This is a genomic window from Streptomyces sp. NPDC002537, from assembly GCF_053594975.1.
In genome coordinates, this window is the sequence record NZ_JBSFWT010000030.1 from 41,096 (window position 1) to 64,865 (window position 23,770).

Here is a 23,770-nt window from a genome sequence, read left to right on the forward strand (position 1 = left end):
CGGCGCGGACGCGTGCCGAGGCGGTGGCACGGGCAGAGCCCGTGCCACCGCCTCTTTCGCGCTCTTTCACGCTCTCTCGCGCTCTTTCACGCTCTTTCACGCTCTTTCACGCGACAGCGTTGTAATACCCTCGATCGTGCGCCGGCCATTACTCGGACGACAAGGACCATAAAGTGGAACTGGCCTATTACTCGGACTACGCCGTGCGGCTGGTCAATACCGAGGAACCCGCGCGCGGCACCGACACGCTCACTTCCGTCGAGGCCGTGCGCGAGCTCTTCGGCACCGCCGCACAGGCGGCCCGGCGCGCGTCCGACAGCGACGTCACCCGGCTGCGGTCCGTACGGGCCAGGCTGCGCGCGGTCTTCGAGGCCGCCGACGCGGGCGAGGAGGTACGGGCCGTCGACCTGCTCAACGGCCTGCTGATCGAATTCCCCGTCAGCCCGCAGATCTCCGGCCACGAGCAGCGCGACGCCGACGGCCGCCCCAAGTGGCACATGCACATCGCCGACCACGCGGCCAACGCCAGCGCCTCGTACACCGCGACCGCGTGCATGGGTCTGGCCGTCCACCTCACCGAGCTGGGCGTCGACCGCCTGGGCATCTGCCGGGCCGCGCCCTGCCGCAACGCCTACCTCGACACCTCGACCAACCGCTCCCGCCGCTACTGCTCCGACCGCTGCGCCACCCGCGCCAACGTGGCCGCCTACCGCGCCCGCAAGCGCCTGGAGAGCCGCGAGGCCGACGCCTCGGCGGTCAGCGCGCGCACGCGCACCGGCCGGAGCGCGGACGCCAGCCAGGACAGCAGCGCGCCGAGCGAGCGCTGACCCGCCTCCGGCGGCCGCCGCAGCCGCACCCAGGCGCGGGCCACCACGAACTCGTCCGGCACCGTGCCGAACTCCCGGCTGTCGTTCTCCACCAGCGGGTTGTCCCCCATCACCCACCAGCCGCCCTCGCGCCGCTCCACCGCCCGCTTCACGATCAGCAGGTCCTGCCGGAACGGATGCCTCAGCACCACCACGTCACCCGGCCGGACGGCCGCCCCGTACTGCACGACGAGCTGGTCTCCGGGGTTCAGCGTGGGCACCATCGACGGGTTGTAGACCTCGGCCAGCCCGATCCGCAGCAGTCCGCGACGCTCGCGGTCCTGCTCCTGCCCGCGCTCGTCCACCTGCTCCTGCACCGCGGCACCTCCCGGTCCGTTTTTCCTCCACCAGTCCTGTACCAGTCCCAGTACCGGTCCCAGCCTGTCACTGGACTTTTGTCCTAAGCCCCCCGGGGCACCCGAGAAAAGCCTTCCCACACCGAGTAATCTCGCACCTGAGAAGACGATCACGAGGAAGGACAGTTTTATGCTCTCCCGCCTGTTCGCCCCCAAGGTGCAGGTCAGCGCCCACTGCGACCTGCCCTGCGGCGTTTACGACCCGGCCCAGGCCCGCATCGAGGCCGAGTCGGTCAAGGCAGTCCAGGAGAAGTACCAGGCCAACGAGGACCAGGACTTCCGCACCCGCGCCCTGATCATCAAGGAGCAGCGCGCGGAGCTCGCCAAGCACCACATCTCGGTCCTGTGGAGCGACTACTTCAAGCCCCCGCACTTCGAGAAGTACCCCCAGCTGCACCAGCTGGTCAACGACACCCTCAAGGCCCTGAGCGCCGCCAAGGCGTCGAACGACCCGAAGACGGGCGAGAAGGCGCTGGAGCTCATCGCCGAGATCGACAAGATCTTCTGGGAGACCAAGAAGGCCTGACGGCCTCCCGTTCTTGCCGGAACCGCACCCGGTCCGCGAGCCGCCGAACGTGGCGCCCTCGACGGGCCGGGTGCGGTTTTTTCTTCGCCTGGCCACAACTGGCCACAGCAGGCAAAGCGCTGTCGGCGGTATACCGCCCATGTTCACCGTGTCGTCGCGATCCACGGCCGCGGGCGAGCGGTCACCCGCTGGTGAGGTGTGCGGCCCGCTGTCGTAGCTGCTCGGCCTCGGTGACGTTCTTGTACCGCTCCAGCCGGACCCGCATGTTCTGGGCGGCGTCGAGGACCTTCACGGAGCGGACGCCTTCGGCGCAGTCGAGGAACTCCGTCCAGGTGGCCAGGGCGCCGTCGAGGTCGCCTTGGCGGAGGTGGATCTCGCCGAGGTGGCCGAGGACGCCGGCGCGGGACCGGCGGCGGTCGAGGCCGTGGATCTCCAGGGCCTGGCGGAGGTGTTCCTCGGCGCCGTCGAGGTCGCCCATCTTGGCGTGGATCATCCCGGCTGTGTAGGCCCACCGGCCGTGGCTGAAGTGCGAGGCCCACGACTCACCCGGCCCGCTCGTCGCGCGTTCGATGGCGGTCTGGGACGTGGTGAGGGAGCGGGTGGCCAGGCGGCGGTCGCCGTCGAGGGCGGCGGCGTCGGCGAGCGTGATCTCGTAGTAGGCGACCACCCGCGGGTCGGAAATGTCCTTGGCGTACTCCACACACTTCTCGGACAGCCGCAGAGCGACCGCGCGGTGCTTGGGGCCGAGGTCCATGGTCTGAACGGCCAGGCCGCGCAAGGCGGTAGCGGCCGGCTCGGGGTCCTTGGCTTCGGCGGCGAGGCGGTAGGCGTGCGCGTAGTACTGCTGGGCCCGGCCCTGGTGCTCGGGGTCGTTGCCCTCGTCCTGGGCCATCCAGCCGGCGAGGTGGACGAGCTGGGAGGTGGCGGCGAACAGCTCGCGGCCGGTGGCCTCGGTGTACTTCCCGTTCAGCCACGGGGCCACGTCGTCGGTGAGGTACCGGACGGCCAGGTGACGGGCGTGTCCGCCGCCGAGCTCGGCGGCGGCGTCGCCGAGGGCCTGGACCATCTGCTTGACGGCGGCGACTTCACCCTTGCCGACCCGTACGGCTCCGGCGGAGGCCGAGCGGACGCGCCGGGTGATGGCATCGAGGTCGGGCAGCGCGAGCGCGCTGAGAGCGTATCCGCTGGTCGCGGCCAGGAACCTCCGGCGTTGCACGTCTCGCACCCCCAACTGGATGAGTGATCCCACGGTATCTGCGGGTTGTGGGCCGGGGTGATCTGATTCCGTCACTCCGGCCTGGTCTAACCCCAGTTCGAGAAGACGATCGATGTACGACAACCAGTACTCCGGCCGCCGCTGGGCTTCCATCCAGCGCCAAGCGGACTTGCGGTCGAGCCCTTTGGGCCCGCGAAGTTCGTCAGCAGATTCTGTCGACCGCCCCTCGCCCTCAGTGGGGTGCTTCAGTCCTACCTGTGCCTGGCCGCAGACAACGCTGCCACGACCGCATCCAGGTCTCCGGTGTAGACGATCACTTCCTCGTCGTCGGCCGGAGGGTCAAAGCGGGCAAAGAAGTCGTCGAGGGCCTCGGGGGTCACGGTCAGAGCGTTGGCGTCCTCGCGCTGGTTGCGCTCGGCGAGGCGTCGCAGAAGCTCGTTGCGGTCGGCGGGGAGGTAGACGACGAGGGGCAGGCCACCTGCTTCGCGGGCGGCCTGCCGCCAGGTGTCGCGATCACTACGGCGCCACAACCCATGGTCCAGGACGACATCGTTCCCCGCCTGGAGTTCCTTGATGAGCCGCTGGCGAATCGCCTCGGCTACAGGCCGCTCCCGCTCGAAGTAGGTGTGCTCGGGGTAGTCCACGCCGTACCGGCCGTGGAGGCGGTGCACCTCTTCGTCCACCGACAGCCGGGTGATGCCGCGCTCGGCCAAGGCCCGGGCGACGGTGGTCTTCCCGGAGCCGGTCAGGCCGACCAGGAGAACGGCGAGGGGCACAGGTCATTCCTTCCGCGACGAGCTATCCGCGACCATGGGCATTGTCGTCTCAATCCTGGCCTGTGTGCACATGGGGCCGCCAGGTCGTATAGATGCTGCGAGCCTCGGCGCACCAGCCGTGAGGCGTCGTCTCCAGGTTCACCCGACGGAAGGCGAACCGCGGATCGCCGATGTTGATCACGCCGCCGTGCTGACGGACGTGGGCCAGCAGGCGGCTGGCCTCGTCACGGACAGCAGGGGTGTGTTCCAGCCAGGTGCCGGAGGAGAAGTGGCAGACCCGGCGACGGAGGTCATCCAGGATGCCCGAGCGCCACTTGAAGTGGTGAACCGCGCAGATGCGGTCCGCGTCCGGGCGGTGGCCTGGGGCCCGGTGGTTGCCGGAGGCGACGGCAACATCGTGGCGGGCGAGGGCGATTTTGCGGGGATCACCGTGCAGGAGCCGGTGGGTGAGGTGGCCGCCCAACGGATAGGCGAGATCGAGGCCACCTTCGGTCCGCCAGCCGGTCAGACGTCCGCTGGCGGCGACGCGGTCCAGCATCAGGCCGCCCACCACACGGAGCCTGGCCTTCTCCGCTTGGACGATGACCTCACCGAGCGGGGTGGGGTACTGATGGAACTCATCGGCGTCGGCGAGCAGATGCCATCCCGGCCCGGCTGTCTGGCGGAGGGCGTCTCGAAGCTGAGTGTTGGTGTGCTCGTGCCATGGCCCAATGCTCGTCCCGATGGGGATGATGCCCAGCTCACGGCAGACGGTTTGGAGCTCGTGCCGGAGCCGGTCGGTGACGTGCTCGGGAAAGTGGAAAGCGATGAGGAAGCGCTCGATACCCAGGTGCCGGTAGTGGCAAACCCAAGCGGCCATCAGCGGCGGCTCGACGGGGCCGATGACGGCGATCAGGGCAGGAGGCGTGCTCAGCATCAGGACTCCGTTCGCAATCCGGCGAAAGTTCGGGTGAGGAAGTCGGCTTGTTCAGCGGCCGACCACATCCCCAGCAGCCCCGGCGCCTCGGGGCCGGGCCGCTCGGGCGGCTGGTGGACCACGGTGTGCAGGGCGTCGGCGAGGCTGTCGGGGTCGCCGACGGTAAAGGTCAGGGCCCAGGGCTGGCCACGAAGGCGGGCAGTGAGACCAAGGTCATGGTCGGAGACGATCAGGGAAACGCCGAAGCGGACGGCGTCCATCACGAGCCCGGACTCCTTCTCCACTCCAAGGTGCCTGGCGACCAAAGTGGCGTCGGAGGCTGCGTACACCAGCCGCAGCACCGATTCGCCGACGGGGCCCGGCACGGTGTGCAGGCGGAGGCTGGGCAGCGACCGCCACCGGTCCAGGACGGCTTCGTCGAGCGGGTCACCGGTGACCACCAGGTGCAGGGGTTCCCTCAGGCGGGACAGGGCGGCGTCGACAGTGGTGATGTCCTTGTACGGCCACCAGCCACCCACCAGGCACACCACGGCCTCGGCCGACGGGATATCGAAAGCCGTCCTGGCCCCGTCGCGTTCGCCGTCGGTCAGGCACTGGCCGTCATCGACCGCGAACGCCCGTACCGCCGCAGGCAACTGGGGGAAAGCCACGGCGAACTGATCGCGTACGGCCTGGGTCGGGTAGACCGCGGTCACCCGCTTCTCGCCGCAGCGGGCGAGCCGGCCGAGCAGCCGTAAGGCGGCGTCCTCGGTGGTGATCGCTTCGTGAAGGAACCGCAGGTGCGGCAGGCCACCGAGGAGAGCCGCAGCGCCGTGCAGGGCCTCGCTCGCGGTCAGGATCACGACCGCCTGGGCACCGGGTTCAAGGCACCGGGCGGTCCGCAGCGCGGACGCTTCCGCAAGGAGACGGACAACCAGGGTCATCTGGTGCGGCAGTCGCCGCACCACGCGGGGCCAGCGGTGTGAGCGGAAGATCCGCTGCCCGATCGCGGAGAGCCCGGCCGCCAGGCGCGAGGCGGCCAGCAAGACGGCTGCTTGGCGTCCGGCCGGTGCGGTCACCAGCCGTGTGCCGACCTCGCGCAGGGCCATGACCGCCTCCCGGGCAATCCCGTGCGGGGCAATGACCAAGCTGCCGGGCCGAGCCTGGGCGAGAGCCACCAGCGTGCGCTGGTGGTGCCCGCCCAGGCGGTGCGCGTACGGCTCGATGAGCACGAGGGGGCCGGTCACCCTGAGACCGCCTGATCGCCGTGGGCGGCAGCGAACCGAGTCCGCAGCCACGACGGGTCATTGAGGTGCTCGAACCGCTCCGCCTCGCGGGCAGCCCCGCGGGCGAAAGCGACGCCCTCACGGGCACCGGCTGCAGCGTAGGCTGCGAACTCCCCGTCCTGGTTGGCCGTCCATGCCTCCACCCGCTGTCGGGCGTCGTCGGCGGCCATGCCGTACTCGCTGCCGCGGGCGAGCATCGCGCACTCGCGGAAACCAGCCTTCCAGGCATGGAAAGGGCTCTGGTTGAACCGTGTGATGCCCGCGCTCTGGCCAGCGAACTCGATACGGCCGGGCAAGGCGGCGAGCACGTCGACGGCTTGGCCCATCTCGCGCAGTGCACTGCGGCGGAGCAGCTTCAGCCCGCCGTAGCCGTAGGCCAGGCCGTTGATCGGGTTGATCGCCTGCCACACCCGCATCGACACCCCCTCAGCCAGCGGTTCGACCGCTGCCGGGGCGAAGTCGGGGTCGATGGCGAAGTCGCCGTCGGCGAGGAAGAACTGCTCGCGGTCGACGACTTCGGCGCACAACCGGTAGGCCCGGCGCATCCCGTGCACGCCGTGCAGGCGCTTCACCGTGCCACCGAGGGTGCGCTGGAGCCGAGCATGCAGGGCGCCCGCCATCGGCTCGTCGTAGGAGAGGAAGACCGCGTCGAACTCGGTCACGAGATGGCCTCCAGGTAGCGGGCGGCGACCAGGGCAGGGGCGAAGCCGGCCGTGGAGGCGTGGGCACGCTTGGCGTGAAGCCTGAAGAACTCCTCGTCCGTGGCCAGGCGTTCGGCCAAAGCGACGGCCTGGTCCGTGGTGGTGAAGCACAGCTCAGGGTCGACGTGCTCGGCGAGCCAGCCCAGGCGCGGGGCGATGACCGGCAGGCCCATGCCCTGGCAGTCGATCACGGACATGGACCAGGGGCAGCCGGACCGGAAGGGGGCAATGCCGAAGCGGGCGCCGGCCAGCAGGTTCTTGTAGAGGACGCGGTCCCCCCGGTCGGAGACGACCTGGACGTTCGGCAAGGCGGCGAGCTGGTCGCGCATCTTCTCGGGGCTGTCGTCCAGGCCCGTCCGGGCAGCTCGGCGCTTGCCGAACAGGTCCATCACCCGCAGTCGCACCGTGCCGGAGGCCACCAGGTAGCGGGCGAGGTTCACGAACTGCCCGGTGCCGTAGTGCGCGTAAAGCCGGTGGTTGTAGATCCCGATCGCCCCAGCGTCCTGGCGGCGGTGGGCAGATGCCGGGTCGCGGACCAAGCGCTCGTCGCGCGGGGCCGGTACGACTCGTAGCTTCTCGCCGAGGTCGACCGTCATGCGGGCGGCGGCGGCCGACACCCACGAGGCGGCCGTGGAGGAGTGGACCATCACCCGGTCGCAAGTCGCCAGCCCGGCGGCGAAGGTCAGCAGTACCGGCCGCCCGAGTCCGGCATCGTCCAGGGATGGGTCGAGCAGGAGTTGACCACTGTCGCCGAAGGAGAGCGGCAGGTAGTGGCAGTACCCAGCCAGCAGCGCGTCCGACCCGGCCTCCAGCAAGGCAGTGCGGACGGCCGGGGCCTCCTCGATCTGGTTGGCCACCACCGCGTCCGGCCTCGTTTCACGGATCAGGTCCACCAACTCGTCGATGTCCGTGGAGAACCGGGCACGGTACTTCGTCCCCGGCACCCCAGTGCGGTGGAAGCCGCAGCGGCCATCTCCGGCCGGAGCCGGAGCCGCAACGGTCACCTCCGCGTCGGCATCCGCCAGGGCTGGGGTGAGCAGGTCCGCGAAGATCCAGCCCGAATCAGCAGACAGCCGATCGGGGTTGGAGATGTTGAGCAGGTACAGCACGCGCATGGACGTGGCCTTCCTCGTCTGCCCGGACGGGTCGATCCGGGGCGGTGAGGGAAGGAAACCGGCGACGCCGGCCGTGACGGGATGATGAACTGGGATCACTCACGGTTCACTCATGCTCACCAACGATGACGCAGGGCGGGGCTTCGATGGACGCACAGGACCAAGAGATCACTGCCGAGCAGGCGGCAGAGAACTTCGCGGCGGAGGTGGCGCGTTGGCGAGAAGTACGCGGTATGTCCAAACGATCACTCGCCCAGACCATGGGCTTCGACCCCTCCTACGTCAGTCACATCGAATCCGGCCGCCACAAGCCCAGCGAGGAGTTCGCCCGGCAGGCGGACGAAGCCCTCAACGCCGGCAAGGCGATCTGGCGACGCTGGTGCGACTACGAACAGACCAGGACCCGAACCCGGCGCTCTCCCGCAACCCCGCCGGCCCCGCGCAGGCCCGAGCAGCCATACGCCACCGGCTCCGCCCTCGTCGTCGAACACGACGCCGCCCGCCTCCACTACGACGGCCACTCCTACCAGCTGACCATGCGGCGACGGCTGCGGAACACCGGCGACGAGCCGGTCACCCGTTACCTGATCCGCGTCTCCGTCGACCGCTACCCCGGCGACCCCGAGCGGTCCAATGCCCACTACAGGGCTCACCCGCTGACCTGGGACGAACTTGGCCTGACAGCCACATGCCGCGGTGAGTCGATGCGTTGGCAAGCCAAGCACGACCGAGACGCCTTCAAGGAGGTCTGGCTGCTGTTCGACAACGAACAGGGCCGCTTCCCGCTCTACCCCGGCGAGTCCGTGTGGATCGAGTACGACTACACCGTCGGCGACAACAAATGGGGGAATTGGTTCCAACGGGCCGTCCGCCTGCCCACCGAGCAACTGGAAGTCCAGCTCGTCTTCCCCGCCGCCCTCGACCCGATCGTGTGGGGCACCGAGACCTCCATGACCGCCGAAGCCTCCCCACTGCGGACCCCGCCAGTCCTCAGCGACAACGGTGAGCTCCGCCAGTTCGCTTGGGTCACGGCCACACCCGCCCTGCACGCTCGGTACCGTCTTGAATGGCGATTCAGGGCACGGCCCGAACGCAATACCGATCAAGGGGAGTTCAGGTGATTGACGTGCGGCCCAGCCAGCGCATGCGAGACCTCGGCGTCGTCCAGCACGGCGCCGGTATCCTCGCCGAACCGGCCCGCCCTTTCGATCTGCCAGCCGAGCGTGAGGAGGCCGAGCGCATCGCGGATGAGCTATTCGCAGCCATGGAGCGGATCGGCCAAGCCCACCCCTTCGCCAAGGGCATGGGCCTCGCGGCCCCGCAGATCGGCATCGCCCGCGCCGCCGCCGCCGTCCAACCGCCCGACGACGTCCCCGCCGTCATCCTGCTCAACCCGCAGATCACCGACCACTCCGACGCGATGGACGAGCAGTACGAGGGCTGCCTGAGCTTCTTCGACGTCCGTGGCCTCGTCCCTCGGCCCCTGAAGATCACCGTCGAGACCACGGCCCTGACCGGTGAATCCGTGGCCACCGTGTACGAACGCGGCCTTGCCCGTCTCATCCACCACGAGATCGACCATCTCGGCGGCCTGCTGTACACCGCGCGTATGAGAACCGGGGTCGATCCGATCCCCGTGGAGGAGTATCGGCAGACGGGCCGGGCCTGGGCATACGAGCAGGGCACCACCGATCACTGCCCCGGCCGACGAAGGGACCCCCGTGGCCCAGCCGACAACCAATGACCGGTCCAAGGCGCTCAAGCCCGCTCTGGAGTCCATGACACTGTTGGTCGCCGCCGTCATCGTCCACGACAAGGCCACCAACCGCGTGGTCGCCCTCCAACGCAGCGACCAGGCCAAATTCGCCAAGGGCAAGTGGGACCTCCCCGTCGGCAAGAGCGAGCCCGGCGAGCCGATCACCGAGACGGCCGTCCGCGAGCTGTATGAGGAAACCGGCATGGTCGTGAAACCGGACGCGCTCGAGGTCGCCCACGTCATCCACGGCGCCTGGGGCGTGGAGGCCCCCAACGGCTTCCTCACGGTCGTGTTCGTCGCCCACGAGTGGGCTGGCGAACCCGAGAACCGCGAACCGCGCAAGCACGCCCAAGTTCGCTGGGTCGACGCCGACGCCATCCCCGAGGAATTCGTGGAGACCACCGCCAGCGCTCTCCACCGCTACCTCAGCGGCGGGCCCCAGGTGTCGCTGGGCGGCTGGAAGTAGGCGATTGCGAGGGCGCGGCGCAGTGAACTCGCCGGTCCCCGCAGTCCACATACAGTCCGCAAGACACTCGATCAGGGCCGTCACACCCCATCGCCAGCAATCGGCAAAGGGCCAGGTCAGCGACCCACAGCACCCATCGCAACAGGCCGCCGCCCCGCCCGGCCGGCCCTCCGGGTGGACTCGGCGCCCGGACCGCTCGTCGTGCACGGCCAGCAGACACTGCTCGCCCGGCTGCTGTGCAACCTCCTCGACAACGCCGAGCGGCACGCGCTCCGCTCCGTCGCCGTCCACGTCGTGCACGACGCGGCCCTGCGCCGGGCCGTCGTCCACGTCCAGGACGACGGGCCGGGCATCCCGCCCGCCGACCGGCGGCGGGTCTTCGAGCGCTTCACCCGGCTCGACGACGCCCGGACGCGCGACGCGGGCGGTACGGGGCTGGGGCTCGCCATCGCCCATCAGATCGCCACCGCCCACGGCGGCACGCTGGAGATCACGGAAGCGGATCGGGGGGCGCGGTTCACCATCGCCCTGCCCATCGCGCCACAGCCGTAGATTTCCGGTCATGGGGTGACGATCCCTGGGTATGCGCCTGGCAAGGAGACAAGGAGCCGCCATGGTCGTCATCGAATCCCCGTACGGGGACGCCGCCGGGGCCCGCCGCGCGACGGCGGAGTTCCTGGCGCGGCACTGCCCGTGGGCCGACCTCGACGCCGTCGTCCTGGTGGTCTCCGAGCTGGTCGCGAACGCGATCCGGCACACCGGGGGCTGGTGGCGGCTGTGCGTACGGGCCGCGCAGGGGCGGCTGGTGGTGGAGATCGCCGACGCCAGTCCACGACCGCCGGAACCGCGGCCGCCGGACCTGTCCGGGGGCGGCGGGCTGGGCTGGCACATGATCGAGCGGCTGGCGCCGCGGCTGGAGGTCGTGGACCGGGCACCGTCGGGCAAGACGGTCCGGGCGAGCTGGCCGTCGCCCGCGCTGCCGTCCGATGCGTGACGGCCTGGCGGCCGGCGGTTCGATGGTGGGCGGTTCGGCAGTCGACGGTCGGCGGTCGGCAGTCGACGGTTCGGCGGTCGGCGGTTCGGCGGTCGACGGTTCGGCAGTCGGCGGTCGACGGCTGGCGCCTCGGCGGCAGGCGGCTGGCGGCTGGCGGCTGGCGGCTGGCGGCTGGCGGCTGGCGGCTTGATGGTCAGTGACCGGCAGGGCGGCAGTACGCGGGTCCGCGGTCAACAGGGCGGCGGCTGTCGAGTCGATGCCGACGGGTCTACGGCCGACGGGGCTGAGGTTCAGCGGCGCAGCGGTGCGGTGCCCGCACGGTCCTGGCGCACGGGCATCCGCGGCCGACATCGGACAGTCCGGCAGTCCAGCGGGCCGACGGGCCGGCACAGCCGCCGCAGGCGTCGTGGCAGGACGGACCGGCCGACGCAAGCCCTGCCACGGACAGACCGCGCCTTGAGCGGACTTCCGCGAGTCCGCTGCGGTATCGCGCCCCGAAGGGGCGCGGGGAAGCTCCGGTCCGCGGCTCCGCCGCGTGGGCGCGACCGGCCACCGACGGCCCGCGGTCGAGTGACCGTAAGCGGAGCGCTCAGCGCAGTCCCAGCAGACCCACCCGCAGACGGGCCAGAATCCGCGCCAGGAGGCGCGACACATGCATCTGGGAGATGCCCAGCTCCTTGCCGATCTCCGACTGCGTCATCTCCCCGCCGAACCGCATCCGCAGGATCTGCCGCTCGCGCTCGTCCAGTTCGGCGACCAGCGGTTTGAGCGCGTGCAGGTTCTCGACGCCCTCCAGGGCGGGGTCGAGCTCGCCCAGCCGGTCGGCGTAGGTCGTACGGGACTGTTCGGAGCCGTCGTCCACCGGCACGTCGAGCGAGCCCGCGGTGTAGCCGTTGCTGGCGACGATGCCCTCGACGACCTCCTCCCGGCTGATCCCGAGGTACTCGGCGAGCTCGCCGGGGGTCGGCGCGTGGTCGAGTCCCTGGGACAGCTCGCCGGTGGCCTTGGCGAGTTCGACGCGCAGCTCCTGGAGCCGCCGCGGCACGTGGACGGACCAGGTCGTGTCCCGGAAGTGCCGTTTGATCTCGCCCACGATGTAGGGGACGGCGAAGGTGGTGAACTCCACCTCGCGGGAGAGGTCGAACCGGTCGATCGCCTTGATCAGCCCGATGGTGCCGACCTGGACGATGTCCTCCATCTGGTCGCCGCGGCCACGGAAGCGGGAGGCGGCGAAGCGCACCAGCGAGAGGTTGATCTCGATCAGCGTGTTCCGCGCGTACTGGTGGGCGTGGGTGCCCTCCTCCAGTTCGGCGAGCCGGTCGAGGAAGAGCCTGGACAGCGTCCGGGCGTCCCGCGGTGCCACGGCGGTCGCGTCCTCGATGTACGGCAGTCCCCCGGCCGTTTCCGCGCACCGCGGCCGGGCGGCCGCCGCGTGCTCCGCCGTCACCGTGGATGCTGCCGTAGTGGTCACGTCGTCCTCCCCAATTCCGTTGCCGACGTCGGCCCGCCTACCCGGGGACCCGGAAGGCATGCCTCTCCCTTTCGCCCAGGGCGAAGAAAGCGGAATCGCAAGGCCGCGTCCCGGCCACCGGGGCCCGCGGCGCCTGTCCGCCCGTTCGTCTGTGCGGACCCGCCTAAACTGGTCGTGCCGGGCGCCGGGAAGCCCGACAGGGACGGGAGAGCGACAGTGGCCGCAGGAGTCGGAAACGCCGGAAGCTTCGAAGGGGGCTTCGGCGAAGGCTTCGGCGACCCCTCCCCCGAGGTCCTGTCGGAGGCCGCCGCCGCGTTCGGACTGCTCGCCTCGTCGGCGCGGCTGCACCTCGTCTGGGCGCTGTCCCAGGGCGAGAGCGATGTCAGCGGGCTCGCCGAGCGGGTGGGCGGGGCGCTGCCCGCCATCAGCCAGCACCTGGCGAAGCTGAAGCTGGCGGGGCTGGTGCGGTCCCGGCGCGAGGGGCGCCGCGTGGTGTATCTGGTGGACGACCCTGATGTGGTCACGATCGTACGGCTGATGGTCGGCCAGCTCGCCGACCGCAGGACCGGTGCGGAAGGCCTCGCCGGCGCGTCCGCGTCGCGTGCCGGTTCCGGGCACCTCCGTGGTCTGGGCGCCTGAGGACCCTGCCGCGGCGGCGGCTGAGGAGGACGCGTACGAGGGCACGGTGACCGGGCGCGGCACCGCCCTCGAAGTCCTGCGCACCCTGGGGAGCGGCCCGCGCGGGCTCGTGGAGGCGGAGGCGGAGGAGCGGCTCGCGCGCCACGGGGAGAACGTCTTCCCCGGCCGCCGCCCGGCGTCCTGGCCGCGCCGCTTCGCGCACAGTCTCCGGGACCCGTTCACCGCCGTGCTGTTCTGCCTCGGGCTGGTCTCGGCGGTGCTGTCCGCGTGGGGCACGGCCTGTGTGATCGCGATCCTGGTGGCGGTGAGCTGCGCGCTGCGGTCCACCGGCGAGCACCGGGCCGACCGTTCGGCCGCGGCCCTGCGCGAGCTGATCGCCACCACGGCGACGGTCCGCCGGCGGCCCACGGCCGACGCGGAGCCGCTGACCCGCGAACTGCCGGTCGATGAGCTCGTGCCGGGCGACGTCGTCCTGCTCGCCCCCGGCGACCTGGTCCCCGCCGATCTGCGGCTGCTGCGCGCCACGGGCCTCACCGTCCACGAGGCCGCACTGACGGGCGAGTCCACGCCGGTGGCGAAGTACGCGCGGGACCCGGCCGACCGCGACGCCCACCGCTGTTTCCAGGGCAGCAGTGTGGTCTCCGGCACGGGTACGGGCGTGGTGACCGCGACGGGGCCGGACACGCTCCTGTCGGGCGCCCTGCCGGGCCGGGACCACGAGCCGTACGGGTGGCGGGGACGGGCGGCCAGCCCGTTCGACCGCTCGGTGAACGGGATCGCGTGGACGCTCGTGCGGTTCATGCTGCTCACCGCGCCGCTCGTGCTGATCGCGGGCGCCCTGCTGCGCGGGCGCGGGCTGGAGACCCTGCCGTTCGCCGTCGCGGTGGCGGTGGGGCTGACGCCCGAGATGCTGCCGGTCGTCGTGACGTCGGCGCTGGCGCGCGGCGCTGCGCTCCTCGCGCGCGGCGGCGAGGTGATCGTCCGCCGACTGCCCGCCCTGCACGACCTCGGCGCGGTCGACGTGCTGTGCGTGGACAAGACCGGCACCCTCACCCAGGACGCGCCCGTCGTCGACCGCGCGGTCGACGGCGAGGGCCGGGACGATCCGGCCGTCCTGCACTGGGCGGCCGTCAACGCCCTGTGGACGCTCCAGTTGGCGGAGCTGCCCGCGCCCGACGCCCTGGACGAGGCGATCCTCGACGCGGACGAGGCGCGCGGGGACGGGGTGCCCGGCGCGGACTGCGTCGAGGGCGTGACCGCGCTGCCGTGCGGGCCGGGGCGGCGGATCGCCACGGCCGTCGTGCGCGGCCCGGCCCGGTACGAGCCCGGCCGGGCCGGTACGCCCGGCAACGTCCGCGCGCTCGCCGACGGGCCCGCGCCCGTCGCGGTGCACACGCTGGTGGTCAAGGGCGCCCCGGAGGACGTGCTGCGGCGCTGCGCGCGCGGAGCGGACGGCGCCCTCGACGGCGAGGGGCGGGACCGGCTGCTCCGGCGCGCGGAGGCGCTCGCCGCCGACGGGCTGCGGGTGCTCGCGGTGGCCGTCGCCGAACGGCCCGCGCGCGCCCGCCCGTACACCCCGGACGACGAGCACGGCCTGACCTTCCTCGGCTTCGTCGGGCTGCGCGACGCGCTCGCCCCGACCGCCGCCGAGGCGCTCGCCGTGCTCGCGCGGCGGGGCATCGCCGTGAAGGTCCTCACCGGCGACCACCCGGGGACCGCCGCCCGGATCTGCCGCGAGCTGGACCTGGACCCCGGCGAGGTCGTCACCGGCGACCGCCTCGACGGCCTGGACGGACCGGAGCTGGCCCGGCTGGCCGCCCGTACGACCGTGTTCGCGCGGTGCGCGCCCGAGCACAAGGCGAGGATCGTCCGGGCGCTGCGGGAGGACGGCGGGCACACCGTCGGCTTCCTCGGCGACGGGGTCAACGACCTGGCCGCGCTGCACGCCGCGGACGTCGGGGTCTGCCCGCGCGACGGGGTGGACGTGGCGCGCGAGGCGGCCGATGTGGTGCTCGCCTCGAAGGACCTCACGTCCCTGGACCGGGCGATCCTGGCCGGGCGGCGCAGCACCGGCAACATCGCCGCCTATCTGCGCATCACCCTCTCCTCCAACCTCGGCAACGTCATCGCGATGCTGGCGGCCGGGCTGCTGCTGCCGTTCCTGCCGATGCTGCCCGCGCAGGTGCTCGTGCAGAACCTGTGCTTCGACGCCGCGCAGCTCGCGCTGGCCTTCGACCGCCCCGGCGCGCACACGCTGCGGCGCCCGGCGGTGCTGCGGCCGCGCGCGCTCTTCCGCTTCATGACGGGCTTCGGGCTGCTGAACGCGGTGGCGGACCTGACCACGTTCGGGGTGCTGGCGCTGGCCGTACGGTCCTTCGACGACGAGGCGGGCCAGGCGGCGTTCCACGCCGGGTGGTTCACGGAGAATCTGCTGACGCAGGCGCTGGTGATGCTGCTGCTGCGGGCGGGGCGGGATGCGGCGGAGAAGCGAATGCCGGAGCCGATCCGGTGGGCGGCGGCGGGGCTGGCGGTGCTCGGGCTGTTGCTGCCGGTGTCCCCGCTGGGGCCCGCGCTGGGGATGACGGTGCTGCCGCCGCTCTATTACGGGCTGATGGCGGTGGTTCTGGCGGCGTATGGCTCTGCTCTCGCGCTGGCGGCGCGGCGTATTTCCGACAACGTCGCACCTGCCTGACCGGTACGTGGCGCCTGCGGCGGGCTTGTTCCCCACCCCGCCCCTTCCCGCAGTGTCGATGTGCGGCTCCGCCGCGTGAGGGGGAGACCCCCAGACCCCCGACCACGCTCCGCGCGGTGTCCTCAAACGCCGGACGGGCTGAATTTGCCCGCAGGCTGCGGACTACGGCCGGCAAAATCAGCCCGTCCGGCGATTGAGGACACGGCCGCAGGCCGCTCCCGCCGCTGGGGGTCCCCCCGGCCGAAGGCTGGGGGAGGCAACGGCGAGCAGCCCACGACAACGGCGAGGCAGCCGGGCGACCGGCTACCAGTCACCGCCCCCGAACCCGCCACCGTCCCCGCCGCCACCGAAGCCGCCGCCGTCGCCCCATCCGCCACCGGAGAAGTCGTCGGAGTTGAAGTCGGAGCCGGTGTAGTCGCCACCCTCCGGCCCGCCGCCGTCGGGCGACGCCGCGTACGCGGCCGGGCCGCTGAAGACGCTGCCGAGCATGGTGCCCACGAGGAGCCCCGGCAGCAGGCCGCCGCCGAAGTAGCCGCCCGCCCACGGCGCGTAGGCGGGCCCGGCGTTCCAGTACGGCTGCGGGCCGTGGTCGGTCTGGACCGTGCGGGACATCGGCTCCTCGCCGTCGGCGATCCGCGCGGCGTCGGCGGCGCACGCCGGCACCGTGCGGACGGCGCCGCCGGGCGGGGCCCACTCGACGTCCTGGACGGACGGCCCGTGGCGCGGGTCGAAGAAACAGGGCAGGCGCCGCTCGGGCAGCGGGGACCTGGTGCGGCGGGCGGCGAGGGTGGCGAGGGCGAAGCGGCCCTTGTCCAGGGACTCGGTCACGGCCGTGACGTCCTGCGGCTTCGCCGCGGCGGACATCTTCGACTTGGCCTCCTCGTAGGCGTCGAGTGCCTCCTCGTAGTCCTTGCGCATCGCGTCGTCCGCGCCGGGCTCGGACGGGGAGAAGTCGAGCCGGTCGAGCTCCTCGCCGAAGGCGGTGATGTCCTCGTCGACGACGACCTTGAGGGCGTCGAGCTCGGCGCGCTCGCGCTCCTCCCGCTTCTTCCGGTTGCGGCGGTAGAGGGCGTACGCACCGGCGCCACCGGCGACGATCACGGCGCCGCCGGTGATCAGCCCGGTCGCCCCGACGCCGGAGGAGCCGCCGCTCCAGGAGTCCGGCTCGCGGCCCTTGGCCTGCTTGTCGGCCTGGTCGACGAAGGCGGTCAGCTGCGTCTTGGCATCACCGCCGGAGCGCTCGACGGAGCCGAGGAGGTTGCGGACGGAGTTCCGGGACATCACGCTCCGGTCGGCGGCGGCGTTCATCTTGTCGCCGAGGTGCACGACGTAGACGCCCGCGACCCCGACCTTGGTGCGCAGGTCCTGGATGACCGTCGCCTTGGGGTAGTCGGAGGTGGCGGGCAGCACGGCGACGAAGACCGGCTTGCCCGCGTCCTGGATCTTCTTCGCCAGCGCGTCGGCGTCGGCGGCGGGCAGCTGGTCGGCGGCCCGGGGGTCGACATAGACCGGGCCCTTCTTCAGCACGTCGGCCGCGGCGTCCAGCCCGGTGCCGGTGTCGGCGTGGGCGGACGGCGACGCGTACAGCGCCGCTCCGGCCAGCACGAACAGGGCGATCAGGGCCAGCAGCGGCCTGGGCAGCGCCCGGGGGATGGCGGGCATGGCGTTGCTCCTCGGAGACGGACTGCTCATGGAACTTCTCGGGCTCACAGGACTCACTCTGCGCTTACCACCAAAACGGAATAATCAGGCACTCGGTTCCCCACTCGCTCTCCGCCCCCTTCCTTCACCGGTCAGCCGTACGAGAGGTTGGTGCAGGGGTCGTCGTCCGCCGACCGGGCCTTCTCCGCCATGTCGGCCGGCAGCGCGCCGCTCGACGGTGCCGGGGAGGGCGAGGCGGACGAGGCGGGCTTCGGACCGTCGGCGTAGTCATGACCGAGAACGATCGAGATGCCGGGCGCGGCACTCCCCCGCACATAGGCGCCGGGGAAGAGCCGGGCCACGGTCCGGGCGTTGTCCGCCTGCCCGGGGCCGAACTCGATCACGGTGGTGGACCGGTCCTGGGCCTCGGCGGTCGAGGTGTCGGCGACGGTGTAGCCACGCCCCTCGAGGTCCGCCGCGGCCCGGGCGGCGAGGCCGTCGACCGCGGTCCCGTTGGCGACGCGCACGGTCACGCCCTTGCCGGAGGCCGGGGCCCTGGCCTCCGCCTCGGCCTGAGTCGCCTCAGACCCCTTGCCGCTCCTCTTGCCCGCGTCCTTGCCGTCGATCGTGCGGTCCGCCTTCAGCGAGGCCCACAGGGCGCCGGCGTCGGGCTCGACGATGTCGACGCGGTTGCCCGCGTAACGCCAGGGCACGGTGATGAACTTGATGTTGTGGAGGTCGATGTTCTTGAGCGACATCGCGAAGGACAGCAGCTTCTCCGCCGAGCCGAGGCCGGGGTCGACGGTCATCGACTTGGTGGCCGCGTCGGCCAGCGGCAGCAGGGTGGTGGGGCTGAAGCCCTGCGACCGCACCTTCTTGATCATGCCGGAGACGAAGGCCTGCTGGCGCTGTATCCGGCCGATGTCCGATCCGTCGCCGATCCCGTGGCGCACGCGCACGTAGTCCAGCGCCTTCTGGCCCGAGACGCTCTGCTGCCCCTTGCGGAAGAGGAGGTCGCCGCGCTCGCCGAGGTTCGGATTGAGGTCACCCTGGTAGACGTCCTTCGGTACGCACACCTGGACACCGCCCACGGCGGAGGTCATCGAGGAGAAACCCGCGAAGTCGACGACGACGGTGTGATCCACCCGCAGACCGGTGAGCCGCTCGACGGTGTTCTGCGTACAGGCGGGATTCCCCTTGGGCGAATCCCCCACCGAGAAGGCCGAGTTGAACATCACTCTGGTCTGTTCCCGCGTCCAACTGCCGTCGGGCTTCCGGCACGGCGGGATGTCGACCAGGCTGTCCCGCGGAATGGAGACGCCGATGGCGTGCTTGCGGTCGCCGTACACGTGCAGCAGGAAAGCGGTGTCCGAGCGGCCCACGTCGCCCTCGCCGCCGCCGAGCCTGCTGTTGTCCCCCGAGCGCGAGTCCGAGCCGATGACCAGGACGTTCTGCCCGGCGGCACCGGCTCCGGGCCGGTTGTCGGAGAGGCCGTCCGCGTCGAAGGTGCTGATGTTGCCGTTGAGCTTGAAGTAGAACCAGCCCGCCCCCGCGGCCAGCAGGACCACGAACGACACCGCCACGAGGGAGAGGGTCCGCGCCCGGCGATGCACACGCGTACCTCGGGTGCCAGTCATATTCGAGCCCTCATCTTCATCCCCCGGTCCACCGTCCCTCGACCGGATAGACGGACGAGCACAAGCTTGGGTTGTCCAGTTGCGCAATCTAGCAAGTATGGTGAAGCAGGCCGTCATACAGAAGGCCGGTGGAACTCAAGCCGGAACTCAACGCGGAAGAGAGAGGTGGATCCGTCAATGCTGCGCAACGCCCTGGAGCCCTGGCACATCCTCGTCGTCGTACTCGTCGTGGTCGTACTGTTCGGGTCCAAGAAGCTGCCCGACACCGCCCGCGCGCTGGGCAAGTCCATGCGCATCCTCAAGAGCGAGGCCAAGGCGATGAAGGACGAGGGCGGCACCGAGGCCGCTCCCGTCACTCCCCCCACCGTCGTGACCCCCACCACCGTGACGCCCAGCGCCAACGGCACCCCCGCGAGCCCCGTCGACAGCTCCCGGTGACCTGAGGGTCACTCCTTCTTTCCCTGCGCTCCACCCTCCCCTGGTGAGCTTCCTCCGGCCGGGCATTCCGCCGGGTCACCGAGGGAGGAAAACACCATGGGTTCTCGCCCGTACGGACGCCGTCTCGCCTGGGGCGCCGCCGCACTGCTCGTCGCCGGGGTCGCGGTACCGGCCACGGCGTCGGCGTCACAGTCGGGCGGCACGTCGGACGTCTCCGCGATCGCCGCGGGCCACGGCCCCAAGAAGGCCAAGAACGTCATCCTGCTCATCGGCGACGGCATGGGCGACTCGGAGATCACCCTCGCCCGCGACTACACCGTGGGCGCGGCGGGCCGGCTGAACATGGACGCCTTCCCGCTGACCGGCGCGTACACCACGTACTCCGTCGACAAGGACGGCAAGCCGGACTACGTCACCGACTCCGCGGCCAGCGGCACCGGCTGGGCGACCGGGCACAAGACGGTCAACGGCCGGATATCCAAGACGCCCGGCACCGACAGGCCGATGACCACGATCCTGGAGCTGGCGCAGAAGAACGGCCTGGCCACCGGGAGCGTCACCACCGCCGAGCTCACCGACGCCACCCCGGCCGTGCTCGCCTCGCACGCCACCGACCGCAGCTGCCAGGGCCCGGCCGACATGAAGGCCTGCCCCACCGACACCATCGCCAAGGGCGGCCCCGGCTCGATCGCCGAGCAGAGCGTGAACCACAAGGTCGACGTGCTGCTGGGCGGCGGCAAGGCGCGCTTCGACCAGAAGATCACCGAGGGCCCGTACCGGGGCATGACCGTCACCGAGCAGGCGCGGAAGCTCGGCTACCAGGTGGTGACCGACGACAAGGGCCTCAAGGACGCCCGCTCCGGCAAGCCCGTCCTCGGTCTGTTCGCCCCCGGCAACGTCCCCGTCGAGTGGACCGGCAAGCCCGCCGCCCAGGGCGGCACCGACCCGCAGCGCTGTGTGACGGGCAACCCCGAGCGCACGGCCGGTACGCCGAGCCTGGAGGGCCAGACCCGCAAGGCGCTCCAGCTGCTGGAGGCCAAGCAGCGGGGCGACAGGAAGAACGGTTTCTTCCTCCAGGTCGAAGGCGCGTCGATCGACAAGCGCGACCACGCGGCCGACCCCTGCGGCCAGATCGGCGAGACCGCAGCCTTCGACCGCGCGGTGAAGGTCGCGCGGGCGTACGCCGCCGAGCACCCGGACACCCTCGTGGTGACGACGGCCGACCACGGCCACAGCAGCCAGATCGTGCCGCTGGAGGCCACCCCGCCGGGGCTGTCCTCGACGCTCGTCACGAACGAGGGCGGGCAGCTCAAGGTGAACTACTCCACCAACACGCCCGGCAAGTCGCAGGAGCACACTGGTACCCAGGTGCGCATCGCGGCCCAGGGCCCGCAGGCGGAGCGCGTGCTCGGGGTCACCGACCAGACCCAGCTGTTCACCACGATCCGCACGGCGCTGTCGCTGCGCTGATTACCGTTCGGTAGGACGGTGGGGCGATGGTGGGGCGACGGTAGGGTCCGGCCGCCGGTCGTGGCCGGGCCCGGCGGGTTGTGCCAGTTATCCGGGCAGAACATTGGCGGATCACACACCCCGCGGCGGCCCCACAGCGTCGAGACTGGCACTTCCGTACCCACCGCCCGTCGCCTCGCAGGAGGAACCGCCGATGACCGGATCCCGCGTCCTCGCCCTCGGCCACTACCAGCCGGCCAAGGTGCTGACCAACGACGAGCTGGCGAGCATGGTCGACACCAGTGACGAGTGGATCCGCTCGCGCGTCGGCATCCACGAGCGCCGGGTCGCCGGGCCCGAGGAGACCGTGGCCTCGATGGCGGGCCACGCGGCCGCGAAGGCGCTGGCGAACAGCGGCCTCGACGCGGCCGACATCGACCTCGTGATCGTCGCGACCTGCACGGCGGTCGACCGCAGCCCCAACACGGCCGCACGCGTGGCCGCCGCGCTGGGGCTGCCGTCCCCCGCCGTGATGGACCTCAACGTCGTCTGCGCGGGCTTCACCCACGCGCTCGCCAGCGCCGACCACGCGATCCGGGCCGGGGCCGCGACGAGCGCCCTGGTCATCGGGGTGGAGAAGTTCACCGCCGTCACGGACTGGACCGACCGCACCACGTGTGTGCTGGTCGGCGACGGCGCGGGGGCCGCGGTGGTCACGGCGTCCGCCGAACCGGAGATCGGGCCGGTCGTATGGGGCTCGGTGCCCGACATGGGCCACGCGGTACGGATCGAGGGGACCCCGTCCCGGTTCACGCAGGAGGGGCAGTCCGTCTACCGGTGGGCGACGACGCAGCTGCCGCCGATCGCCCGCTCGGTGTGCGAGCGGGCGGGCATCCGGCCGGAGGACCTGGCGGCCGTGGTGCTGCACCAGGCGAACCTGCGGATCATCGAACCGGTGGCGCGGAAGCTGGGCGCGGTCAACGCCGTCGTCGCGACGGACGTGACCGAGTCCGGCAACACCTCCGCGGCGAGCATCCCGCTCGCGCTCTCCAAGCTCGTCGCCCGGGGCGAGGTCGCCTCCGGCGAGCCGATCCTCCTCTTCGGCTTCGGCGGCAACCTCTCCTACGCGGGCCAGGTCATCCGCTGCCCGTAGGGGCTTCTCCCCGGGGGAGGCTCAGAACACCGACCAGCCCGTCAGGGTGGTGAAGTGGTCCAGGGCCGCCACGCCCGCCACCGAGTTGCCCCGGGTGTCCAGCCCCGGGCTCCATACGCACAGCGTGCAGCGGCCCGGTATCACCGCCACGATGCCCCCGCCGACGCCGCTCTTGCCGGGCAGCCCCACCCGGTAGGCGAAGTCGCCCGCGGCGTCGTACGTGCCGCACGTCAGCATGACGGCGTTCACCTGCTTGGCCTCCCGGCGCGGCAGCAGCCGCGTGCCGTCGGCCCGCAGCCCGTGCCGGGCGAGGAAACCGCTCGCCAGGGCCAGGTCGCGGCAGCTCATCTCGATGGAGCACTGCCAGAAGTAGTGCTCCAGCACCGTGGGCACGGGGTTGTCGAGGTTGCCGTAGCTGGCCATGAAGTGCGCGAGGGCGGCGTTGCGGTCGCCGTGCTCGGTCTCGGAGGCGGCGACGGACGGGTCGAAGGCGACGTCCGGGTTGCCGCTCTCCGCGCGCAGGAACTCCAGCATCGTGGTGCTGGCGTCGCCGGTCAGGGTCTGCAGCCGGTCGGTGACGACGAGGGCGCCCGCGTTGATGAAGGGGTTACGGGGGATGCCGTTCTCGTATTCGAGTTGCACCAGGGAGTTGAAGGGGTTTCCGGACGGTTCCGTTCCGACCCGCTCCCAGATCTGCCCGCCGCCCTCGGCGAGCACGAGCGCCAGGCTGAACGCCTTGGAGATGGACTGCACGGAGAACGGCCGCTGCCAGTCCCCCACCCCGTACACCCCGCCGTCGACGTCCGCGACGGCCATCCCGAACTGCTCGGTGTCGACACCCGCCAGGGCCGGGATGTAGTCGGCCACCTGCCCACGTCCGACCAGCGGCCGCGCGAACGCGGCGACCTCTTCGAGAACGGCCTGGTAATCCACTGTCCCGAGTCTCACGCTTCCATGTCGACGATGAGATTTTCGGCCGAAGGCCGGATCGGCTCGCACGATATCCGAACGCCCGGCCCACCTGCGAACTTTTGGGTACAAGGGGGTCATTCGGCCTACGCGTCGGGCGTATGCCACCGGGTTGCGCAAGGAGGGCGGCATGGCCCCACCCATGTCGGCGAACGAGTTCCTGGCCGCGTTGAAGCGCGAGGGCGCCACGGTCGTCGAGGTCGACGGCTGGCGCGACCACAACCGTGCCGGACACGGCCCCTGGGGTCCCGTCAACGGCGTCATGATCCACCACACGGCCTCCTCGGGCACCGAGGCCACCGTACGCCTCTGCTGGAACGGCTATGCCGCGCTCCCCGGCCCCCTCTGTCACGGCGTCATCGCCAAGGACGGCCGGATCCACCTCGTCGGCTGCGGCCGTGCCAACCACGCCGGGGGCGGCGACGGCGACGTGCTCCAGGCCGTGATCTCGGAGAAGCGGCTGCCGCCCGTCCGCTGGGCGGACACCGACGGCAACGTCCACTTCTACGGCTTCGAATGCGTCAACCTCGGCGACGGCAAGGACCCCTGGCCCGAGGAGCAGATGATGGCCGTCGAACAGGTGGCCGCCGCGATCTGCCGCTTCCACGGCTGGACCGAACGGTCCGTCATCGGCCACCTCGAATGGCGGCCGGGCAAGGTGGACCCCATCGGCTTCTCCATGGACCGGCTGCGCGAACGCGTCGGCGAGCGGCTCAAGTGACGTCCGT

The 23,770-nt window shown here is 71.4% G+C and carries 23 protein-coding genes and 1 pseudogene; 13 read left to right on the plus strand and 11 right to left on the minus strand.

The genetic code is table 11. The features are described 5' to 3' along the window. Nucleotides 1–173 precede the first annotated feature (173 nt). Nucleotides 174–827 carry a CGNR zinc finger domain-containing protein gene (locus tag ACWD4A_RS16115; protein ID WP_451194245.1) on the plus strand — a complete coding sequence of 218 codons (654 nt, stop codon included), beginning with the start codon at nucleotides 174–176 and terminating at the stop codon, nucleotides 825–827. A 47-nt stretch (nucleotides 828–874) separates the two neighbouring features. Here the strand turns inward: ACWD4A_RS16115 and sodX are convergent. Next, nucleotides 875–1,336, minus strand: a pseudogene (sodX, locus tag ACWD4A_RS16120) (nickel-type superoxide dismutase maturation protease); the annotation flags it as partial. 16 nt (nucleotides 1,337–1,352) lie between these two features. Between sodX and sodN the strand changes: the two are divergent. Then, on the plus strand, nucleotides 1,353–1,748 hold the full coding sequence (gene sodN, locus ACWD4A_RS16125) for a superoxide dismutase, Ni (protein WP_451194247.1): 396 nt from the start codon (nucleotides 1,353–1,355) through the stop codon (nucleotides 1,746–1,748). A gap of 181 nt (nucleotides 1,749–1,929) precedes the next feature. Here sodN and ACWD4A_RS16130 read toward each other — a convergent pair whose 3' ends face one another. From ACWD4A_RS16130 to ACWD4A_RS16155, 6 genes are all read right to left on the minus strand, one after another. After that, nucleotides 1,930–2,964, minus strand: coding sequence for a tetratricopeptide repeat protein (locus ACWD4A_RS16130; RefSeq protein WP_451194249.1), 1,035 nt, complete (start codon nucleotides 2,962–2,964; stop codon nucleotides 1,930–1,932). 251 nt (nucleotides 2,965–3,215) lie between these two features. Continuing rightward, nucleotides 3,216–3,740, minus strand: a complete 525-nt coding sequence (locus ACWD4A_RS16135; RefSeq protein ID WP_451194251.1) for an AAA family ATPase — start codon at nucleotides 3,738–3,740, stop codon at nucleotides 3,216–3,218. Between the two features lie 49 nt (nucleotides 3,741–3,789). Beyond that, entirely contained in the window at nucleotides 3,790–4,656 is an 867-nt protein-coding gene (locus ACWD4A_RS16140; protein ID WP_451194253.1) for a glycosyltransferase family 2 protein, read from the minus strand. After that, on the minus strand, nucleotides 4,656–5,882 hold the full coding sequence (locus ACWD4A_RS16145) for a hypothetical protein (protein WP_451194255.1): 1,227 nt from the start codon (nucleotides 5,880–5,882) through the stop codon (nucleotides 4,656–4,658). The genes ACWD4A_RS16140 and ACWD4A_RS16145 overlap by 1 nt, the downstream gene beginning before the upstream one ends. Further along, on the minus strand, nucleotides 5,879–6,583 hold the full coding sequence (locus tag ACWD4A_RS16150; protein WP_451194257.1) for a hypothetical protein: 705 nt from the start codon (nucleotides 6,581–6,583) through the stop codon (nucleotides 5,879–5,881). Before ACWD4A_RS16150 ends, ACWD4A_RS16145 begins: the two co-directional genes overlap by 4 nt. After that, nucleotides 6,580–7,737: a glycosyltransferase family 1 protein gene (locus ACWD4A_RS16155; RefSeq protein ID WP_451194259.1), complete on the minus strand. Its 1,158-nt coding sequence runs from the start codon at nucleotides 7,735–7,737 to the stop codon at nucleotides 6,580–6,582. The genes ACWD4A_RS16150 and ACWD4A_RS16155 overlap by 4 nt, the downstream gene beginning before the upstream one ends. A gap of 233 nt (nucleotides 7,738–7,970) precedes the next feature. Between ACWD4A_RS16155 and ACWD4A_RS16160 the strand changes: the two genes are divergently transcribed. From ACWD4A_RS16160 to ACWD4A_RS16180, 5 genes are all read left to right on the plus strand, one after another. Then, nucleotides 7,971–8,858, plus strand: a complete 888-nt coding sequence (locus tag ACWD4A_RS16160; RefSeq protein WP_451194261.1) for a helix-turn-helix domain-containing protein — start codon at nucleotides 7,971–7,973, stop codon at nucleotides 8,856–8,858. 5 nt (nucleotides 8,859–8,863) lie between these two features. Continuing rightward, nucleotides 8,864–9,481: a peptide deformylase gene (locus ACWD4A_RS16165; protein ID WP_451194263.1), complete on the plus strand. Its 618-nt coding sequence runs from the start codon at nucleotides 8,864–8,866 to the stop codon at nucleotides 9,479–9,481. Then, nucleotides 9,459–9,959: an NUDIX domain-containing protein gene (locus ACWD4A_RS16170; protein ID WP_451194265.1), complete on the plus strand. Its 501-nt coding sequence runs from the start codon at nucleotides 9,459–9,461 to the stop codon at nucleotides 9,957–9,959. The genes ACWD4A_RS16165 and ACWD4A_RS16170 overlap by 23 nt, the downstream gene beginning before the upstream one ends. A 174-nt stretch (nucleotides 9,960–10,133) precedes the next feature. Beyond that, complete coding sequence (locus ACWD4A_RS16175) at nucleotides 10,134–10,511, plus strand: sensor histidine kinase (RefSeq protein WP_451194267.1); 378 nt, start codon at nucleotides 10,134–10,136, stop codon at nucleotides 10,509–10,511. A 61-nt stretch (nucleotides 10,512–10,572) separates the two neighbouring features. Continuing rightward, entirely contained in the window at nucleotides 10,573–10,953 is a 381-nt protein-coding gene (locus tag ACWD4A_RS16180; protein ID WP_451194269.1) for an ATP-binding protein, read from the plus strand. A gap of 589 nt (nucleotides 10,954–11,542) precedes the next feature. On the opposite strand, the gene ACWD4A_RS16185 is transcribed toward ACWD4A_RS16180, so the two are convergent. Next, a complete protein-coding gene (locus ACWD4A_RS16185; protein WP_451194307.1) occupies nucleotides 11,543–12,400 on the minus strand; it encodes an RNA polymerase sigma factor SigF in 858 nt (285 codons plus the stop codon). A gap of 240 nt (nucleotides 12,401–12,640) precedes the next feature. Between ACWD4A_RS16185 and ACWD4A_RS16190 the strand changes: the two genes are divergently transcribed. After that, nucleotides 12,641–13,063, plus strand: a complete 423-nt coding sequence (locus ACWD4A_RS16190) for an ArsR/SmtB family transcription factor (protein WP_451194271.1) — start codon at nucleotides 12,641–12,643, stop codon at nucleotides 13,061–13,063. After that, nucleotides 13,047–15,755: an HAD-IC family P-type ATPase gene (locus ACWD4A_RS16195; RefSeq protein WP_451194273.1), complete on the plus strand. Its 2,709-nt coding sequence runs from the start codon at nucleotides 13,047–13,049 to the stop codon at nucleotides 15,753–15,755. Before ACWD4A_RS16190 ends, ACWD4A_RS16195 begins: the two co-directional genes overlap by 17 nt. Nucleotides 15,756–16,058: 303 nt before the next feature. Here ACWD4A_RS16195 and ACWD4A_RS16200 read toward each other — a convergent pair whose 3' ends face one another. Next, complete coding sequence (locus ACWD4A_RS16200) at nucleotides 16,059–17,417, minus strand: hypothetical protein (RefSeq protein ID WP_451194275.1); 1,359 nt, start codon at nucleotides 17,415–17,417, stop codon at nucleotides 16,059–16,061. Nucleotides 17,418–17,548: 131 nt separating this feature from the next. Then, on the minus strand, nucleotides 17,549–19,033 hold the full coding sequence (locus tag ACWD4A_RS16205; RefSeq protein ID WP_451194277.1) for an LCP family protein: 1,485 nt from the start codon (nucleotides 19,031–19,033) through the stop codon (nucleotides 17,549–17,551). 177 nt (nucleotides 19,034–19,210) lie between these two features. Between ACWD4A_RS16205 and tatA the strand changes: the two genes are divergently transcribed. From tatA to ACWD4A_RS16220, 3 genes are all read left to right on the plus strand, one after another. After that, the gene (gene tatA / locus ACWD4A_RS16210; RefSeq protein WP_451194279.1) at nucleotides 19,211–19,471 is read left to right on the plus strand and encodes a Sec-independent protein translocase subunit TatA; all 261 of its coding nucleotides are present in this window, start codon (nucleotides 19,211–19,213) and stop codon (nucleotides 19,469–19,471) included. Nucleotides 19,472–19,567: 96 nt separating this feature from the next. After that, on the plus strand, nucleotides 19,568–20,941 hold the full coding sequence (locus tag ACWD4A_RS16215; RefSeq protein ID WP_451194281.1) for an alkaline phosphatase: 1,374 nt from the start codon (nucleotides 19,568–19,570) through the stop codon (nucleotides 20,939–20,941). 193 nt (nucleotides 20,942–21,134) lie between these two features. Then, entirely contained in the window at nucleotides 21,135–22,073 is a 939-nt protein-coding gene (locus tag ACWD4A_RS16220; protein ID WP_451194283.1) for a beta-ketoacyl-ACP synthase III, read from the plus strand. Nucleotides 22,074–22,094: 21 nt separating this feature from the next. Here ACWD4A_RS16220 and ACWD4A_RS16225 read toward each other — a convergent pair whose 3' ends face one another. Then, nucleotides 22,095–23,006: a glutaminase gene (locus tag ACWD4A_RS16225; protein ID WP_451194309.1), complete on the minus strand. Its 912-nt coding sequence runs from the start codon at nucleotides 23,004–23,006 to the stop codon at nucleotides 22,095–22,097. 166 nt (nucleotides 23,007–23,172) lie between these two features. On the opposite strand from ACWD4A_RS16225, the gene ACWD4A_RS16230 reads away from it, so the two are divergent. Beyond that, nucleotides 23,173–23,763: an N-acetylmuramoyl-L-alanine amidase gene (locus ACWD4A_RS16230; RefSeq protein ID WP_451194285.1), complete on the plus strand. Its 591-nt coding sequence runs from the start codon at nucleotides 23,173–23,175 to the stop codon at nucleotides 23,761–23,763. Nucleotides 23,764–23,770: the final 7 nt, after the last annotated feature.